Genomic DNA, 17,761 nt, shown 5'->3' with positions numbered 1-17,761 from the left:
TGGAAGGCCCGCCGCCGCTCTGGAAATGTCGGCCACCGGGCGGCGCCGATTGTGGCATCCCGGACAATACGCCCATGTCGGACACCCCCCATTTGCTCATTCCGTTCGCGGCCAGCCCCTCGGACGGATGCCAGCAGGCCTTGCAGGACCTCGCCCTGCCCCACCTCGACTGGCTGCTCGCCCGCCTGCCGCCCCCCGCCACCGACCCCGGAGACGAGACCGATTTCATCCCCCCCCACGAGCGCGCCCTGGCCCGCCACCTGGGTTTGCCGGCCACCAGCCGCCAGGCGCCCTGGGCCGCCTGGCACCAGCGCCAGACCGGCGTCACTGGCGCCGATGGCGACGGCGGCACGGCCTGGGCCTTCGTCACGCCCTGCGAATGGCGCGTGACCACCGAGCACGTGACCGTCGGCGATCCGGCCGCGCTGCGCCTGGACGAGGCCGCATCGCGCGCGCTGCTGGACATCGTGGCGCCCTGGTTCGCCGAGGACGGCATCGTGCTCGCCTATGAGCAGCCCACGCGCTGGCTGGCGCGCGGCGCCGTGTTCGAAGGGCTCGCCACCGCCTCGCTGGACCGCGTGATCCAGCGCGACGTGCGCGCCTGGATGCCCGATGCGCTGCAGGCCCGCCTGCTGCACCGCCTGCAAAGCGAGATGCAGATGCTGCTCTACACCCATGCCTTCAACGACGCGCGCGCGGCGCAGGGCCTGGGGCCGGTCAACTCCTTCTGGGTGCACGGCACCGGATCGCTGCCGCCCGCCGCCCCGGGCGCGGCAACGGCGGCCCCGCCGCCCGAAATGCCCACCGCCCTGCGCGATGCCGCCCTGGCCGAGGACTGGCGCACCTGGCGCGCCGCCTGGCAGGCGCTGGACAGCGGCCCGGTCGCCCGGCTGGCCGACCGCGTGGCCGCCGGCGGCGCGGCGCGGCTCACGCTGTGCGGCGAGCGCAGCGCGCTCACCTGGCAGACGGGGCCGCGCGGATTCGTGCAAAGGATTCAAAGCCTTTTCCGGCCCCAGCGCATGAAAGACTACGGCACATTGCTATGAAAATAGTAGCAAGAGACATTCCGCCGCGCGCCGCCTGGGCGCTGGAGCAGGCCGGCGTGCACCCGCTGCTGGCACGGCTGTACGCCGCCCGCGGCGTGTGCGGCAAGGACGAGCTGGACGACGGCCTGGCCCGGCTGCTGCCTCCCGACACGCTGCGCGGCACGCGCGAGGCCGCCGTGCTGCTGGCCGACGCCATCGCGCAGGACCGCCGCCTCATCGTGGTGGCCGACTACGACTGCGACGGCGCCACCGCCTGCGCCGTGGCCGTGCGCGGCCTGCGCCTGCTGGGCGCGCGGCAGGTGGACTACCTGGTGCCCGACCGCGTGGCGGACGGCTACGGCCTCACCCCCAGCATCGCGCGCCGCGTGCACGAGCGCGGCGCCGACATGCTCATCACCGTGGACAACGGCATCGCCAGCGTGGACGGCGTGGCCGAGGCCAAGGCGCTGGGCCTGCAGGTGCTCGTCACCGACCACCACCTGCCCGGCCCCGCGCTGCCGCTGGCCGATGCCATGGTCAACCCCAACCAGCCCGGCTGCAGCTTCGAAAGCAAATCCATCGCCGGCGTGGGCGTCATGTTCTACGTGCTGATGGCGCTGCGCGCCGAGCTGCGCGAACGCGGCGTGTTCGACAAGGCCAGCCAGCCCAAGCTGGAGCCGCTGCTGCCGCTCGTCGCGCTGGGCACCGTGGCCGACGTGGTGCGCCTTGATAGCAACAACCGCCGTCTGGTGGCGCAGGGCCTGCGCCGCATCCGCGCGGGCGCCATGCCGGCGGGCATCGCCGCGCTGTTCGATGCCGCGGGCCGCAAGGCGCCCGTGGCGACCACCTTCGACTTCGGCTTCGCCCTGGGGCCGCGCATCAACGCCGCGGGGCGCCTGGCGGACATGACGCTGGGCATCGAATGCCTGCTGACGGACGACCCCGGCCGCGCCGCCGAACTCGCCCGCACGCTCGATGCCATCAACCGCGAGCGCCGCGAGATCGAGGGCGGCATGCGCGAGCAGGCGCTGCTCATGGCCGAGAGCCTGTTCGAGGAAGGCACCGAGCCCCCGCCGGCCATCAGCGTGTTCGACCCCGACTTCCACGAAGGCGTGGTGGGCATCGTCGCCTCGCGCATCAAGGACAAGCTGCACCGCCCGACCTTCGTCTTCGCCGCCAGCGCCGCGCCGGGCAAGGGGCACGAACTCAAGGGCTCGGGGCGGTCCATTCCGGGCTTTCACCTGCGCGACGCGCTCGACCTCGTGGCCAAGCGCCACCCGGGCACGCTGCTCAAGTTCGGCGGCCACGCCATGGCGGCCGGCTGCACGGTGGCCGAGGAACACTTCGCCACCTTCGAGCGCGCCTTCGCCCTGGTCGCGCAGGAGTGGCTGGACGCCGCCACGCTCACCCGCCGTCTCGACACCGACGGTCCCCTGGCCCCCGAATACTGCCGCGCGGACATGGTGGACACCCTGCACCGCGAGGTTTGGGGCCAGGGCTTCGCGCCGCCCACGTTCAGCGAAGAGGTCGAAGTGCTGTCGCAGCGCCTGGTGGGCGAGAACAAGCACCACCTGTCGCTCAAGCTGCTGCACCAGGGCCAGCCGGTGGACGGCATCTGGTTCGGCCACACCGAGCAGCTGCCCTCGCGCGTGCTGCTGGCGTTCCGGCTGGACGTGAACGAGTGGAAGGGCGAGCGGCGGGTGCAGTTTCTGGTGGAAGGCGCGCAGCTTTGAAGGGGCGGCGCCGGGCCATCGTGCGGCCCGGCGGGCCCGGGCGCTGCCGGGGCCCATTCATGGGGAAACAGGCCTCACGCCGGCGGATTGATTGCCTGATTAGCTACTGATTTCGTAGCAAACAGCCCCTGCCGCGTTGAGCGCCCGGGTGCCGGGCGCCAGGGCCTGCGCCTGGCTTGGCCCGCACCCGGCGTCCCGGTTTTTCAGAACGTTTCCCAATCATCCTCGGAGCCGGACGCCGACCGCGCTGCGGCCGGGCGCGGCGCTGCGGCGGCACTGGCGGCGCGGGGCGCGGCTGCGGGTGCAGCGGGTGCCTTGGCCGAAGGCGCCCGGGGCGCGGCCGCCGCAGCGGGTTTGGCAGGTTTGGCGGACGCCGCCGCGCCAGCGCGGGGAACCGGCGCGGCGAGCGCTGCCGGAGCAGCGGCTGCCGGGACGCGTGCCGGCGCTGCGGCCGAACGGTTCGGCGCCACGGCGGGCGCCGGGCGCGGCGCGGCAGGCCGCGCGGGGGCCGGGATCGGCGCCCTCGCCACGGCCACCGCCCCCACGTTGAACACCGACACGACCTGCGACAGCCGCTGCGCCTGATCGCGCATCGCCGTGGCGGCAGCGCTCGACTGCTCCACCAGCGCGGCGTTCTGCTGGGTCATCTGGTCCAGGTTGCTCACGGCCTGGTTCACCTGGGCAATGCCGTCGCGCTGCTCGGTGGACGACGCGGTGATCTCGCCGATCAGGTCGGACACGCGCTGCACGCTGCCGACGATCTCCTCCATGGTCTGGCCGGCCTGCGCCACCTGCTGCGAGCCCGACTCCACGTTGCGCACGGAGGTGTCGATCAGCAGCTTGATCTCCTTGGCCGCCTCGGCCGAGCGCTGCGCCAGGCTGCGCACCTCCGACGCCACCACCGCGAAGCCCCGGCCCTGCTCGCCCGCGCGGGCCGCTTCCACGGCCGCGTTCAAGGCCAGGATGTTGGTCTGGAAGGCGATGCCGTCGATCACGCCGATGATGTCGCTGATCTTGCGTGAGCTGTCGGTGATCTGCTGCATGCTGGTCACCACCTGGCCCACCACCTCGCCGCCCCGCCCGGCCACCTGCGCCGCCGTGGACGCGAGCTGGTTGGCCTGGCGCGCCGTGTCGGCGGACTGGGTGACGGTGGCGGTCAGCTCTTCCATGCTGGCCGCCGTCTCCTCGAGGTTGGCGGCGGTCTGTTCGGTGCGGGCGGACAGGTCCTGGTTGCCGGTGGCGATCTCGGTGGAGGCGGAGGACACCGACTCCACGCCCGAGCGCACCTCGGCCACCACCCCGCGCAGGCGCGCCGCCATGGCGGACAGCGAGCGCAGCAGGTGGCCCAGCTCATCCTTGCGCGCGTCCTGCACGTCGACGGTCAGATCGCCCTCGGCGATGGCGTCGGCCAGGCCCACGGCGCGGTCCAGCGGCTGGGTGATCGAATGCACCGTGAGATACGCCAGGAACACGCCCAGCAACACCACCAGGGCAGCAATCGCCGCGCCAATCCAGTGCGCCTTTTCCCGCTGGCGCCGGCCCTCGGCCTTGGCCGCTTCGCGCTGGCCCTCCTGCTGCTCGACGAAGGTCTCCTGGGTCTGGATGTACTTGGCGACGGCAGGCAGCAAAGTGTCGTCCACGAGCTTGCGGGTGGCGTCGATGTCCCCGCGGCCTTCCTGGGCCTGGGCGGTGATCTTGAGCACGGCGGTGCGCTCGGCGGAGACGCGTTCGAGCTGGGCCTTTTCTTCGGGCGCCACGGCCTGCGCGATGATCTTCTTCTGGATCTCGGTGATGGCGGCGATGTCGTTCTTGACCAGCGCCTTCATGCGGGTGCTCAGCACCTCGTCGGTGGTGACCGCGCTGACCACCACGCGCTCCACGGCCAACTGTGTCATGCCCTTCCAGCGCAAGGCCAGCGAGATGCGGTCTTCATTGGCCTGGACCATGGCGGTGGTGTCGGCATCCACGCGGGCCGTGTAGGCCACGAGGGCATAGACCAGCAGCAGCATGCTGCCCATGAGGCCGAGGATGATGAGCCACAGCTTGCGGCCAACGGAAAGGTTCTGGAAGTTCATCGGGAAATGGGCGAAGGTGAAGAAGCGCAAAAAAGCGCACGGCAGACGATGCAACGCGTGGAGCGTTACCGGCGTGCACTTTTGCTTACATTTTCAGTGGTTGCGCCGATGGGCGTCAGCGGGGTTTTCCATACCTGGTGCGAGATTGCGACACACGGGAGGGCCAGCGCCCTAGAATCGATCCGTGTCCATCCTTCTCAACGCCGACCTGCACTGCCACTCCGTGGTTTCCGACGGCACGCTCACGCCCGAGGAACTGGCCGCCCGGGCGCATGCCAACGGCGTGCAGCTGTGGGCCCTGACGGACCACGACGAGATCGGTGGCCAGCACCGCGCCATGGCCGCCGCCGCATCGCACGGCCTGCCCTACCTCACCGGCGTGGAGATCTCGGTCACCTTCGCCGACACCACGGTGCACATCGTCGGCCTGGGATTCGATCCGGACAACCGGCAGCTCAGCCAGGGCCTGGCCGCCACCCGTGGGGGGCGCGGCGAGCGCGCGATGGAAATGTCCCGCCAGCTGGCCCAGGTGGGCATCCGCGGTGCCTACGAGGGCGCCCTGCGCTATGTGGGCAATCCGGAGCTCATCTCCCGCACCCATTTCGCGCGCTTTCTGGTGGAAACGGGCGTGTGCCGCGACACCTCCGAGGTGTTCCGCAAATACCTCACCGAAGGCAAGCCCGGCTACGTTCCCCACCGCTGGGCCACGCTCGGCAATGCGGTGCGCTGGATCCACGAGGCCGGCGGCATCGCCGTCATCGCGCATCCGGCCCGCTACAAGTTCAGCGCGAACGCCGAGTACGCGCTCTTCACCGAATTCATCCAGCATGGCGGCCGGGGGGTGGAAGTGGTGACCGGCAGCCATTCCGTGGCCGAGTACGGCGTGTATGCCGCCATGGCCACCGAATTGAACCTCGCCGCGTCGCGCGGCAGCGACTTCCACAGTCCGGACGAATCGCACACCGACCTGGGCGCCCTGCCCTCGCTGCCCGGCGCATTGACCCCCGTGTGGGACCTGCTGGCAGACCGCATCCACACCGCCGCCTGAGGACCTTCCCCTTGGCCCAGTATTTCGAAGTCCACCCCGACAACCCACAGCCCCGGCTGCTCAAGCAGGGCGCCGCGCTGCTCAAGCAAGGCGCGGTGCTGGCCGTGCCCACCGACTCCAGCTACGCCCTCGTGTGCCAGCTGGACGACAAGGCGGCCGTGGACCGCCTGCGCCGCATCCGGCAGGTGGACGAAAAGCACCACCTCACCCTGCTGTGCCGTGACCTGTCGGAGCTGGCCAACTACGCCCGCGTGGACAACCGGCAGTACCGCCTGCTCAAGCTGGCGACGCCCGGGCCCTACACCTTCATCCTGGACGCCACCAAGGAAGTGCCCCGCCGCGTGAGCCATCCGCAGCGCAAGACCATCGGCCTGCGCGTGCCGGACCGCAAGGGCCTGCAACTGCTGCTGGAACTGCACGGCGCGCCGCTCCTGGCCACCACCTTCATCGCGCCGGGCGAAACCCTGCCGTTGAACGACCCGCGCGAGATCCGCGAGCGCTACGAGCACCAGATCGACGCCGTCGTCGATGCGGGCGCCTGCCCGCTGGAGCCCACCACCGTGGTGGACCTGACCGACATGTACGACGGCGGCGAACCGCGGGTGGTGCGCGAGGGCCGCGGCAGCCTGCAGGCGCTGGGCCTCTGATGGATGCGGCGCTGACGCGGCACTGAGACGCGAGTCAACGCGCCGCCGCTGCCCTCAGGCCGGCAGGCGCAGAGTGGACGGGCCGTGATGGCCGGGCGAGCCCAGGGCGGGCGTGTCGTCATCGTCCAGCTTGAACGCGCCCACGGCACGCTGCAGGTCGTTCGCGCGTTCCGACAGCACCGACGCGGCCCGCGCCGCCGCCTCCACCATCGCCGCGTTCTGCTGCGTGGCGCCATCCATGTGCGCGACCGCCTGGTTCACATGGGCGATGCCATCGCTCTGCTCGTGCAGGGCGTGCGAAATCTCACCCAGCAGGGCAGTGACCTGCCCCACGTCGTGCACGATCTCCTGCATCGTCTTGCCCGCCTGGCCGACCAGACCGGTGCCGTTCTGCACCTGCTGCACGGACTCCTGGATCAGTGTGCGGATCTCGCGCGCCGCCACGGCGCTGCGCTGGGCCAGGCTGCGCACCTCGGAGGCCACCACCGCGAAGCCACGGCCCTGCTCGCCCGCGCGGGCCGCTTCCACGGCGGCGTTGAGCGCCAGGATGTTGGTCTGGAAGGCGATGCCCTCGATCACCTGGATGATGTCCACGATCTTGTGCGAGCTGCCACTGATGGCCTGCATGGTCTGCACCACCTCGCCCACCACCGCTCCGCCGCGCTCGGCCGTGGCGGACGCGGCCACGGCCAGGCCGCTGGCAGAGCGCGCCCGGTCGGCGTTCTGGCGCACGGTGGAGGTGAGCTGCGCCATGCTCGCGGCCGTCTCGGTCAGGGAGGACACCTGCTCCTGCGTGCGGCGCGACAGATCGGAATTGCCCGAATCGATGTCGCCCGCGCACAGCGTGATCGCATCGGTGGACTGCTTGATGCGCGAGACCAGCTCGGTCAAGGTGTCTTCCATCGTGCCCAACGCCCCGAGCAGCCGCCCGAAATCGCCCTGCAGGTCGGAGCTGAACTCCTTGCTCAGGTCGCCCGCCGCCACGGTTTCGGCGATGACGATGGCCTGGGCCAGGGGGCTCACGATGCCCTGGCGCAGCAGCAGGAACGCGGCAATGGCCACCGCGAACACCAGCCCGCCCAGCACCAGCAGCCACACCCGCACGCCGTCCAGTTGCCCCTGCGCCGCCTGAACGGCCTGCACCAGCGGCATTCGCTGCGTGTCGGCCAGGCCGCCCGCCAGTTGCAACGCCGCGCGGTGCGACGCCTGCGCCCGCCCGATGTCGGTGAGCCCCACGACCACCAGCAGCGCCATCAGCGCCGCGAGCGCCCCGAACGCCAGCACCAGCCGCGTACCAATCTTCAGCCTGTCCAAGCCCATGATCGACTGTCTCCTATGCCTGTTGTATGTCGTTATCGCAGGCAGCCACCGGCGCCCGGCGGTGTGCACAGGCTACGTTTTGCAACATGCCGTGCCATGCTATCAACGATCGCGCCGGGCGCCCTCCGTAGTTGCGCTTATGCTGCGGGAAAGGCCCCTCGCCGGTGTCTGAGACAATCGCCCGGTGGACTTCTCCAACCTCATCCAAACCGTTCTCATCTACGCACTGCCGGTGCTCTTCGCCATCACGGTGCACGAAGCCGCCCACGGCTACGCCGCGCGCCACTTCGGCGACCAGACCGCGTTCATGATGGGCCGCATCACGCTCAACCCGCTCAAGCACATCGACCCGGTCGGCACCATCCTCATGCCGCTGCTGCTGTACTTCGCCACGTCGGGGGCATTTCTGTTCGGCTACGCCAAGCCGGTGCCGGTGAATTTCGGCAACCTGCGCAACCCCAAGCGCGACATGATCTGGGTCGCGCTGGCGGGGCCGGCCTCCAATTTCTTCCAGGCCATCTTGTGGGCAGTGTTCCTCATCGCGCTGGTCGGCTTCGGCGTGCAGGAGCGCTTTTTCCTGGAGATGGCGCGCGCCGGCATGCTGGTCAACCTCGTCATGTGGGCCTTCAACCTGTTCCCGCTGCCGCCGCTGGACGGCGGGCGCATCCTGGTCGGCCTGCTGCCTTGGAAGCAGGCGCAAATGGTGTCGCGCATCGAGCCCTACGGGTTCTTCATCGTGCTGGCCCTGGTCGTGGCCGGCGTGGTGGGTGCGGTCTGGCTGCGCCCGCTCATGTCGCTGGGCTACTCGGCCATCAACCTGCTGCTGACGCCCCTGATGGCGATGCTGCGCTGATCGGCACCCGCACCTGAAGGTCGCGGTGCCGACAGGCCCGCGGCTGCGGTTCTCTTTTTCTTTGTTTTCTGCTGATCTTGCTTTCATGACCACCACGCGCTTTCTCACCGGCATCACCACCACGGGCACGCCGCACCTGGGCAACTTCGTCGGGTCCATCCGCCCCTCCGTCGCGGCCAGCCTGCAGCCCGGCGTGCAGAGCTTTTACTTTCTGGCCGACTACCACGCGCTCATCAAGTGCGAAGACCCGGTGCGCATCCAGCGGTCCACGCTGGAGATCGCGGCCAGCTGGCTCGCCGCCGGGCTGAACCCCGATCACGTCACCTTCTACCGCCAGTCCGACATTCCGGAAATCCCCGAACTCAACTGGCTGCTGAGCTGCGTGACCGGCAAGGGCGTGCTCAACCGTGCCCATGCCTACAAGGCGTCGCAGGACAAGAACACCGCGGCCGGCCGCGAGGCCGATGACGGCGTGACCGCCGGCCTGTTCATGTACCCCGTGCTCATGGGCGCCGACATTCTGCTGTTCAAGGCCCACAAGGTGCCCGTGGGCCGCGACCAGGTGCAGCACATCGAGATGGCGCGCGACATGGCGGCCAGCTTCAACCACCTGTACGGCGAGCGCTTCGTGCTGCCCGAGGCCGCCATCGACGAGCACGTGGCCACCCTGCCGGGCCTCGACGGCCGCAAGATGAGCAAGAGCTACGACAACACCATCCCGCTGTTCTCGTCGCGCGAACAGCTGCGCAAGCTCATCGGCGGCATCCTCACCGACTCGCGCGCGCCCGGCGAACCCAAGGACACCGAGGGCTCGGCCCTGTTCCAGATCTACCAGGCCTTCGCCACCGAGGCGGAGACCGCCGCGCTGCGCCGGCAATACGCCGAAGGCATCGCCTGGGGCGACGCCAAGCAGGTGCTGTTCGAACGCGTGGACCAGGTCATCGCCCCGATGCGCGCGCGCTACGAAGCGCTGATGGCCGACCCCTCGCAGATCGAGGACACCCTGCTGGCCGGCGCCGAACGCGCGCGGGCCATCGCCACGCCGTTCATGCGCGACCTGCGCGCGGCCGTTGGGCTGCGCAGCCTGCGCACTGCCGCAGTGGCGGCGCCGGCACAGGCCAAGCCCGCCAAGGCGGCGCTGCCGTCGTTCAAGCAGTACCGGGAGGCGGACGGCAAGTTCTACTTCAAGCTGGTCGCAGCGGATGGCCGGGTGCTGCTGCAAAGCACCGGCTTCGATGCGCCGCGCGATGCGGGGCAGTCCATTGCACGGCTGCAGAAGGAATCGGGAGCGCTGCAGGCACTGGCAGCCTGCCTGGTGCCGCAGCAGGGGGTCGAGGACCGCGAAGTGGACGAGGCCCTGCAGGCATTGATCGCCGCAGCGGCGGAGTGACGCGCCGCCAGGCCGGATAGACAGCCCGAGGCGTTTTCCATGAGCACCAAGCCACTCGCCGAAACCAGCAAGTTTCTCAGCTACGTTCTGCGCCATGAACCCCAATCCATCGGGCTGACCCTGGATCGCGAGGGCTGGGCCCCGATCGACACATTGATCGCGGCGGCGGCCCTGCACGGTCGCGCGCTGGACCGTGCATTGATCGAGCAGGTCGTCATCACCAGCGACAAAAAGCGGTTTTCGATTTCGGAAGATGGCTCCAGCATCCGCGCGGTGCAAGGGCACTCCACCCCCACCGTGTCGATCCGCATGGAGGAAAAGACGCCGCCCGCTGTTCTGTACCACGGCACTGCGACCCGGTTTCTGGAGTCGATCCGCCAGCAAGGATTGCTGCCGGGTTCGCGGCACCATGTGCATCTTTCAGAGGATACGCAGACCGCGACCAGCGTGGGGCAGCGATACGGGCAACCCGTGGTGCTGTCCATCGCAGCGGCTGCCATGCACGGCCAAGGGCACCGGCTCTACCAAGCAGACAATGGCGTCTGGCTCACGGCGAATGTGCCGGCCGACTTCATTGACTTCGCGCCGGCAAACCGCGGTCAACGCTGATCAGCGGCGGGCATCGGCAACGCATACCCACACGCCCTCTTCCTGGCGCACGAGCCCACGCGCGACCAGCGAATCCAGGTACCGCTGGTGGCCCTGCTCGGCCCTGCGCTGGAACAGGGGCAGCGCCCGCACCAGGCAATTGGGGAGCAACATCGCCAGCCGCACCGTCCAGGACTCGGCAGGCCGCACGAAGCGCTCCAGGCAAGGCTGGTCCAGGCAGCGCATCACCTGCAGCGCCACCTCGTCGGGCATCTGGGGCGGGTCCATGAACTGCAGCTTGTTGCCCCCGTGGATCGCCTCGCGCATCAGCATCGGGGTCTCGGTGGCCGAAGGGTTCACGATGGAAAACCGCACCCGGAGCCGCGCGCCGTCCAGCCCCAGGCACAGCATGGCGCCACGCAGCCCGAACTTGCTTGCGGAATACACGGTGGACTCCGGCAACGGAAACATGCCGCCGAGCGACACGATGCTCACCACCCGGCCGTCGCCCGTGCACTGGAGCAACGGCAGCAGGCTGTGGGTGAGCAGCAACGGCGCCATCAGATTCAACTCCAGCTCGTTGCGGATGGAATCCTGGCCGCGCTGCTCGAACGGGGTCGTGCCCACCATGCCCGCGTTGTTCACCAGCAGGTCCAGCCGGCCCCAACGGGCCTGCACCTGTTGCACCAGAAGCTGCCGGGCCGTCGGGTCGGTCAGATCGGCAACGTGCGGCATGGCCAGCGGACCCAGCGCCTGAACGGCCCGGTCCAGCGCCTGCGGGTCGATATCGACCAGCAGGCAGCGCATTCCCCGCTGGATCAGCCGCGCGGTGATCGCCCGCCCCAATCCACCGGCGCCGCCGGTCACCAAGGCAAGCCCGCCGGCGAAAGGCTTGCGCTCAGCCATGCGCTACCTCGCCCGGCTGCGGCGCGGCTGCGAGCCCGTTGCGGCCGCTGTGGCGCACGGGGCTGGCCTTGACCCTGAGGGCGTCGTACATGGTCTCGCTGAGTTCTCCCCAGCCCATGCGCCTGCGCAACTTGCGCAGATAGGCCTTGAAGGCATGCGCGTCGATATAGACGGCATGCCGGGGCGACTGAACGAATCGGATACCGCCCGACAGATCGGGCTCGTCCTTGCGGATGGCATCGTCGAACCGTTGTGCGCTCTCCGGTGCCGTCTGCTGCGCCTTCAGGTAGCAGGCGATCATGTGCGCCTGCGTGTCGAACAGCTTGTAGGCACTGGAGTTGGTTTCCAGATAGCCGATGCCGAAAAGGTTGCGGTGGCTGCGGTTGAACATCGACAGGTACATCTGCGGCCGCCCTGCCGTCCAGGTGAAGAACTCGGTGGCGTAGGAACAGCTCCACCGGTAGCCGGTTGCGCAGAGCACCAGGTCGACCTCTTCCCGGGAGCCGTCCTTGAACATCACGTGCCCGCCATCCAGCCGTGCGATGTCGGGCTTGACGGCGATGTTTCCGTGTTGCAGGTGATGCAGCAACTGCGAATTGAGAAGCGGGTGGCTCTCGAAAAGGCGGTGGTCGGGCTTCGGCAGCCCCAGTCGCGTGAGATCGCCCTGAACGAGCCGCAGCAGGCCACTGAAGAGCGGGCGGGCCAGCCACATCGGCAGGTGCGGCCCCGTCTCCGCGATCTGGTCGACGGGCACGCCCATCAGGTGCTTGGGGATGAAGTGGTAGCCGCGGCGCACGCTGATGAAGGCACGCTGGGCATGCGCGGCCGCTTCGCACGCGATATCGGCGCCCGAATTGCCCGCCCCCACGACCAGCACACGCCGCCCCCGGAACTCGTCCCCGTGCTTGAAGGTCGCCGCATGGCGCACCTCGCCCTGGAAGGCGCCTTCGAAGCTCGGCATGCTGGGGTCCCAGTTCACCCCGGTGGCACAGACCACGGCACCGTAGAGTCGGTGCGTGCCGTCCGCCAACTCCACCACCCAGCGCGAAGCGCTGTCTTTCCGTATGCGTTGCACGCCGGTGTTGAACTGGATTTTTTCTCGCAGGCCGAACGCATCGGCAAAGCTGCGCAGGTAGGCCAGGATCTGCCGGTGCGACGGATAGTCGGGATAGTCGCGCGGCATGGGATAGCCGATGAAACCCGACAGATCGCGCGATGAAATGAAATGGGTCGACGCATAGACGGGCGAGCCGGGGTTCGTCGTATCCCACAAGCCACCCAGGTCGCTGTGGCGTTCGAACTGGTCATAGTCCAGCCCCTGCATCTTCAGGGCCCGCGCAGCGCTCAGCCCGCCGGGGCCCGCACCGATGACACACACAGCGGCCGAACGGTCGGCCGGCTTCGATTGCAAGAGATTCGTCATGCGCTCAATTCCTTCTTTGGATACCTGGATGGCAGGAGCCACTTTAGGAAGAAGGAGTCAGGGCACGTGGGGCGGATCCGGCCAGGAGGGGGTTCGTATCGGCCATGTCTTCTCGGGGGAATCCCTTGTCAGGGCGCAAGTTGGCTGGAGACTGTCGTGAACGCACGGGATGTGGACTTGTTCGCAGGCGATCGAGTGGTGATGTGTTTCCCCAGACGGTCTCCATCTGTGGCGTTGCCGTTGTAGATGGCGTACAGAGAGATGCCATCGAGCTGCACAATGGCGGCGTGTACGTCGTTCTGCCACCAGGAGGTCTGGATTGCAGTGGAAATTCGGGTCGCTGTTGTTGGGCTCAGCGTAGATGGGCAGGGTAGCAAGCCCGACAGCGCCAGGCCATTGGCCTCCGCAATGCGCCACCACAGCTTGGCATCGTCCAGCACGTTGCGCGCGATGTCTTTGAGCGTCTCCCCGCCCACCACCGTGTAGGCGATCGCGTCCAGGTTCGCGCCTTTGAGTTTCAGCGGCGCCGCGTTCAGCCGGAACTCGGCCGTGTCCACGTACTTCGGTATCTCGCCCGCGTTGGCCGGCGGGTTCTCGCTGTCCGGTGCGTCACCGTAGCGGGCGAGGACCTCTCCATTGGCCACCAACTGGCGCTGCACGTGCCCGGGGTTGAGCGAGTCGCCCACCCAGCCGCCCACGACGTAGCCGCCGGGCTGGTTCTGCACGCGGCCCGTGTGGCCCGCGCCCTGGTTCACGTACACGGCGTTGCCCTGCGCGTCGTTCACGAAGGCGCGGTTGAACCGCTCGTCGGCTACCCCCGTTGTCTGCTCGATGTTGCTCACGAAGCCGTTGGCATCACGCCAGGTCCACGTGGTGGCGCTCGTGCTACCGCGCGTGGCGCTCGAGCCAGTCTGCTGGCAGCTGCCGTTCAGGGATTGGTAGTCGTACCTCGTGGTGGTGGTGTTGCCTTGATTGCCATCGCTCACCTGCCGGTTGCCCAGGAGGTTGCCCGCCGCGTCTTACCCTCAACCCGTGATGCCATCGGCATCGTGGTAGGCCACATCCGTGCGCTGCGTCACCGCCTTGGTGTCGTCACGCCGCACCACCACGTGCGTGTCCTGCAGCTTGCCCGTGGCGTCGTAGCGGTTGTAGCGGTGCTCTTCGTTCCACGTTCGACGGCTGCGATTTCGCATCTGGGCAGATGGTGTTGATCACGAGCGTAGCCACCTACGTCAAGTTCCATCGACGCGACCGAGAAAGACGAAGTAGTCACGAACTGTGACCACCTCGCCAAGCTCGATTTCTCCCGCTCGCTGCCCTACGCCTTTACCAAGCACAGTGCGATTGAGGTAGCCAATTGTTTAGCGTGGTGTCATCACGGAACTATCCACACTGCTTGCACCTTTTAAAATCAAGGACTTAGCTGAGGCAACCCATCAAGCAGCGAAATTCCCAGCAAACCAGTCAGGATTAAAAACCAGAGTGCTCAACATGTCTCGCTATCGCTGGATATATTGAACATGCCTATTCCGAAGGCATGTCCACTACGGTTACGGTACTTTGGACCGTTGCCTTCATACCCTTCTTCAGCCTGTATCACTTAGGCAAACTTGATGTCTTCTTCCCCCATGTCCTCTGCCCTGGAGAACGCGATCGCCGCAAGCACCCATGGCGATAGCGACCAAGCGATTGCACTCTTGCGACAAGCCACTCAGGAACAGCCGGAGTCCGGCCTGCCCCACTTTTTGCTGGGGGCCGAATACGCATCCCTCGGGCGCATGGATTTGGCGGAACAAGGTTTTGCAAATGCCGTGTTGCTTTCACCCGGGCTGGTCGTTGCCCGGTACCAGCTTGGCCTGCTGCAGTTCAGCTCCGGGCGTGCTTCTGCAGCGCTGCTCACTTGGCAGCCGCTGTTGAGTTTGGAGGATGAGAGCCCCCTGCCCCATTGGATCAGGGGTTTTGCCGCGCTGGCTGGCGACAGTTTCGATACAGCCCGAGCGTGTTTCGAAGCTGGATTGGTCCGCAATGCAGACCATCCGCCGATGTCCGCTGATATTCGCAAGGTTTTGGCGCAAATGGATGCGCTTTCGCCGGGCGCGCCCCAATCGCCACAGCAAGCAGTGCCGGTAGCAGCTCCAACGCTGTTGGCCCCGCAGCCCGACGAAGACGAGTCTTCCCATGTGCTGTTGTCGAACTATCTTCAGCAAGGCCCTGCACATTGACCTCAACCGCCACTCAACCGCATGGTGAAAGGACTTGGCCATGACTCGGATTGACGCAGCATCCCAGTTGAGTGCCATCGTCCGGGAGCAACTCGAATTGACAAGGCGGGAGCGCGCGGCCTCTCCTGCGCGTCAACGTGAGTCCAAACAAGTTCAGAATTCCCCGGGTTCCGAACAGCCCATGTTGCGGCAGATACGCGCCATTCCCGCGGACGACCCTGAGCGCAGAAGCAAGGCGTTGAGGATATTCATGGAAGCAGTGCTCACCAAGGAGTTTGGAACCAGACCGCAAGTGGACCCAGGTTTTCCGCATTTGCTCGATCAGGTCATCGGGCAAATGCAGGATGACCCTGGACTTAAAAGCGCATGCTCGATCGCCGTCGACTCTCTATTGCAGCAAGCCACTTAGAGCGCGACGGCCGTGCGCTCATCCGCGGCGATTGACGGCTCCCATGACGGCTTCGTACATCTCGCCACCCAATAGCCGACGCGCCAGTTGCTCGAGTGCCTGTGCGTCTGAAGTTTTTCCTTCCAGGATCGCCTGGGCAAAGCGACCAGACAAATTGGCGCTGTCGAGACGCAACGCGAGCTGAACATGCTTGTTCGCCTGCTCGGTTTGTTTTTGAAGCGCCAGGGCGACGGCCAACGCCCCATGGTTTTCCGCAAAATTGCGATCCAGGGCCAGTGCAGCCTCGAAGCTGGTGCACGCGGCTTGCGGATCATGCAGTGTCAGCTGCGTCCACCCTTGACCGTGCCAAGTGCCGATATGGTTCGGCATGAATGACAAGGCTCTGCGGAAAAACGCCAAAGCAGCCTGTGGTTGACCCGCTAGAAGCTGCGCGAACGCATGCGCTGACAAAGCACGACCGTCTTGGGGATGGATGAGCAATGCCTGTTCGGAGAGATCAAGGGCTCTAGCCGCATCGGTGGACGCGAGTGCCAGCGATGCCTGTGCAACGAGGGCCTCGATGGGTCGGTCCGACGCGGATGCCTGCTCAAGTGCCATGGCCGACCAGCGACTCGCAAGGGCCATATGCGCAGCATCCAGGGCGACCAAACTGGCGACTCCTGCGGCTTGACGGAAAAGGCCGCGCTGTTCTTCCAAGGTTTGCGTCCACCGCACCGCCTGTTCCAAATCACCGGCATGGTGAAGGGCGCGCAGCCAAAGCACAACCATTTCACGAGACATGGTGCTAGGAGCAGATTCCTGGTCTGCATCGCCTGCCTGCATGCGACCTGCCAATAGCGCTGTGCAGGCCCCGTAGTTCCCTTGCTGGAATTCAATGAATGCCAAGTCATGCAGGACGGCATCTCTGAAACCCGCTGGCGTATCAGGCTGCGCCTGCAACGCCCGAAGAACGATGGTCGCCTGGTCGAAATTCGATTGGGCCAGCCAAAGATCTGCTTCGCGCAATGCCCATTGCAGCGAATCGGGATGCAGCGCTTTCCCATGCCGCAAATGAAACTCCGCGCGGGACCATGCGGCGCATTGCAAAGCCGCGTTGAATGCCTCAGCGAGCAACGTTTCGTTATCCGAATCGTCGCGCAGGTAGGCCTCCAATCGATCCAGGCGGACGAGCGTTGCCGCAGCATCGGAATCGACGGGTGTGGAAAGGCGAGGGGTCAGTGTGGTTTGCATAGTTTGACGTGGCCCGGGGTGGTGCCATGCTCGAGCGGTAAGGTGCTACCAGGTGACATCACACGCGGCACCTTCCGCCAGGGATTTGCGCAGGCCCAGAAGTGCCTGTCGGTGTATCTGCGATATGCGGCTTCTTGAAACGCCCATCATGTGGCTGATGTCTTCGAATGCGATGTTCTGCTGGTAGTGGCATCGGATCACCCGCCGCTCTTGTTCCGGCAATCGATCCACCAGATCGCCCAGTAATGATTGCCAGTGCTGACTCTCACTCTTTCGAAAGTAAAGCACTTCCGGCGAAATCGCCATGCAGGCATCTTCCGATGCTTCGCCAGCGATCATTGCGGTGCCCTCCAGCATCATGCCCAGCGCAAGGCCGATTCCAACCTCGGCCAGATAGGCAAGCAAGTTTGAAGGGTTTCTAGCCGCCGCATTGCCCTCATACGGAAGAACGAAATCGGCAGACAGGCTCGCTTCCGATTTGGTAGCGTCCAGGCGATCCTTACGCAAGCGCTTCTGCAGGGCAATCTGCTGGTTCTTTTCTGTCAGCTTCTCCAAGCCATTCAGAATCGCCCCCCGGATTCGGTGCGCCGCATAGGTTTTGAAGCGGACCCCTTGTTCGGGATCGTAGCGATCCACCGCTTCCACCAGGCCGATACTGGCCAATTGAAAATAGTCGGAAAACTCCACTTCGTCGTGAAAGCGTCCCTTGAAACTGATCGCCGCCAACATGCGGGCATAAGGCAGAAAGATCTGAATCAAACGATCGCGAGCCTCCATGTCTGCGGCATGGCGCCAGCGCTGCCAGAGCAGTGTCTCTCCATCCTCCGGCTCGGGGATGGGCGAGGCGATGGAACTCGCAGAACGTGCTGTCTCAGCCATGCCTGGCGCTCCA

17 protein-coding genes are annotated in these 17,761 nt (G+C 66.7%); 9 read left to right on the top strand and 8 right to left on the bottom strand.

Going from position 1 to position 17,761, the window contains the following annotated elements:
* Positions 1–74: 74 nt before the first annotated feature.
* Complete coding sequence (locus AVTE2539_RS02090) at positions 75–1,046, top strand: phosphoglycerate mutase (RefSeq protein WP_284408197.1); 972 nt, start codon at positions 75–77, stop codon at positions 1,044–1,046.
* Positions 1,043–2,758, top strand: a complete 1,716-nt coding sequence (gene recJ / locus AVTE2539_RS02085; protein WP_284408196.1) for a single-stranded-DNA-specific exonuclease RecJ — start codon at positions 1,043–1,045, stop codon at positions 2,756–2,758. Before AVTE2539_RS02090 ends, recJ begins: the two co-directional genes overlap by 4 nt.
* 203 nt (positions 2,759–2,961) lie before the next feature.
* Here recJ and AVTE2539_RS02080 read toward each other — a convergent pair whose 3' ends face one another.
* The gene (locus AVTE2539_RS02080) at positions 2,962–4,833 is read right to left on the bottom strand and encodes a methyl-accepting chemotaxis protein (RefSeq protein WP_284408195.1); all 1,872 of its coding nucleotides are present in this window, start codon (positions 4,831–4,833) and stop codon (positions 2,962–2,964) included.
* A 184-nt stretch (positions 4,834–5,017) separates the two neighbouring features.
* On the opposite strand from AVTE2539_RS02080, the gene AVTE2539_RS02075 reads away from it, so the two are divergent.
* Positions 5,018–5,881, top strand: a complete 864-nt coding sequence (locus AVTE2539_RS02075; RefSeq protein ID WP_284408194.1) for a 3',5'-nucleoside bisphosphate phosphatase — start codon at positions 5,018–5,020, stop codon at positions 5,879–5,881.
* Positions 5,882–5,892: 11 nt separating this feature from the next.
* Positions 5,893–6,528: an L-threonylcarbamoyladenylate synthase gene (locus tag AVTE2539_RS02070; protein ID WP_272565544.1), complete on the top strand. Its 636-nt coding sequence runs from the start codon at positions 5,893–5,895 to the stop codon at positions 6,526–6,528.
* Positions 6,529–6,582: 54 nt separating this feature from the next.
* On the opposite strand, the gene AVTE2539_RS02065 is transcribed toward AVTE2539_RS02070, so the two are convergent.
* On the bottom strand, positions 6,583–7,680 hold the full coding sequence (locus AVTE2539_RS02065; RefSeq protein WP_502868882.1) for a methyl-accepting chemotaxis protein: 1,098 nt from the start codon (positions 7,678–7,680) through the stop codon (positions 6,583–6,585).
* Between the two features lie 352 nt (positions 7,681–8,032).
* On the opposite strand from AVTE2539_RS02065, the gene AVTE2539_RS02060 reads away from it, so the two are divergent.
* From AVTE2539_RS02060 to AVTE2539_RS02050, 3 genes are all read left to right on the top strand, one after another.
* The gene (locus AVTE2539_RS02060) at positions 8,033–8,701 is read left to right on the top strand and encodes a site-2 protease family protein (RefSeq protein WP_272565547.1); all 669 of its coding nucleotides are present in this window, start codon (positions 8,033–8,035) and stop codon (positions 8,699–8,701) included.
* An 85-nt stretch (positions 8,702–8,786) separates the two neighbouring features.
* Positions 8,787–10,091 (top strand): tryptophan--tRNA ligase, encoded by a 1,305-nt coding sequence (locus AVTE2539_RS02055; protein WP_284408192.1) that lies wholly within the window; start codon positions 8,787–8,789, stop codon positions 10,089–10,091.
* 39 nt (positions 10,092–10,130) lie between these two features.
* A complete protein-coding gene (locus tag AVTE2539_RS02050; RefSeq protein WP_284408191.1) occupies positions 10,131–10,700 on the top strand; it encodes an RNA 2'-phosphotransferase in 570 nt (189 codons plus the stop codon).
* On the opposite strand, the gene AVTE2539_RS02045 is transcribed toward AVTE2539_RS02050, so the two are convergent.
* From AVTE2539_RS02045 to AVTE2539_RS02030, 4 genes are all read right to left on the bottom strand, one after another.
* Positions 10,701–11,585, bottom strand: a complete 885-nt coding sequence (locus AVTE2539_RS02045) for an SDR family NAD(P)-dependent oxidoreductase (protein WP_284408190.1) — start codon at positions 11,583–11,585, stop codon at positions 10,701–10,703.
* On the bottom strand, positions 11,578–13,008 hold the full coding sequence (locus AVTE2539_RS02040) for a flavin-containing monooxygenase (protein ID WP_284408189.1): 1,431 nt from the start codon (positions 13,006–13,008) through the stop codon (positions 11,578–11,580). Before AVTE2539_RS02040 ends, AVTE2539_RS02045 begins: the two co-directional genes overlap by 8 nt.
* A gap of 128 nt (positions 13,009–13,136) precedes the next feature.
* Positions 13,137–13,994 (bottom strand): LysM peptidoglycan-binding domain-containing protein, encoded by an 858-nt coding sequence (locus AVTE2539_RS02035; protein WP_284408188.1) that lies wholly within the window; start codon positions 13,992–13,994, stop codon positions 13,137–13,139.
* A 39-nt stretch (positions 13,995–14,033) separates the two neighbouring features.
* Positions 14,034–14,201: a hypothetical protein gene (locus tag AVTE2539_RS02030; protein ID WP_284408187.1), complete on the bottom strand. Its 168-nt coding sequence runs from the start codon at positions 14,199–14,201 to the stop codon at positions 14,034–14,036.
* Positions 14,202–14,621: 420 nt separating this feature from the next.
* On the opposite strand from AVTE2539_RS02030, the gene AVTE2539_RS02025 reads away from it, so the two are divergent.
* Both AVTE2539_RS02025 and AVTE2539_RS02020 read left to right on the top strand, forming a co-directional pair.
* On the top strand, positions 14,622–15,230 hold the full coding sequence (locus AVTE2539_RS02025; protein WP_284408186.1) for a tetratricopeptide repeat protein: 609 nt from the start codon (positions 14,622–14,624) through the stop codon (positions 15,228–15,230).
* 40 nt (positions 15,231–15,270) lie between these two features.
* Entirely contained in the window at positions 15,271–15,639 is a 369-nt protein-coding gene (locus AVTE2539_RS02020) for a hypothetical protein (protein WP_284408185.1), read from the top strand.
* A gap of 18 nt (positions 15,640–15,657) precedes the next feature.
* Here AVTE2539_RS02020 and AVTE2539_RS02015 read toward each other — a convergent pair whose 3' ends face one another.
* Together AVTE2539_RS02015 and AVTE2539_RS02010 are read right to left on the bottom strand one after the other, a co-directional pair.
* Positions 15,658–16,869, bottom strand: a complete 1,212-nt coding sequence (locus tag AVTE2539_RS02015; RefSeq protein WP_284408184.1) for a tetratricopeptide repeat protein — start codon at positions 16,867–16,869, stop codon at positions 15,658–15,660.
* A 45-nt stretch (positions 16,870–16,914) separates the two neighbouring features.
* Entirely contained in the window at positions 16,915–17,748 is an 834-nt protein-coding gene (locus tag AVTE2539_RS02010; protein WP_284408183.1) for a sigma-70 family RNA polymerase sigma factor, read from the bottom strand.
* Positions 17,749–17,761: the final 13 nt, after the last annotated feature.

This window comes from Acidovorax sp. SUPP2539 (assembly GCF_030158975.1).
Classification (GTDB): domain Bacteria; phylum Pseudomonadota; class Gammaproteobacteria; order Burkholderiales; family Burkholderiaceae_C; genus Paracidovorax.
Note: the sequence above shows the minus strand (reverse complement) of the source record. Positions and strands in the feature narration are given on the sequence as shown.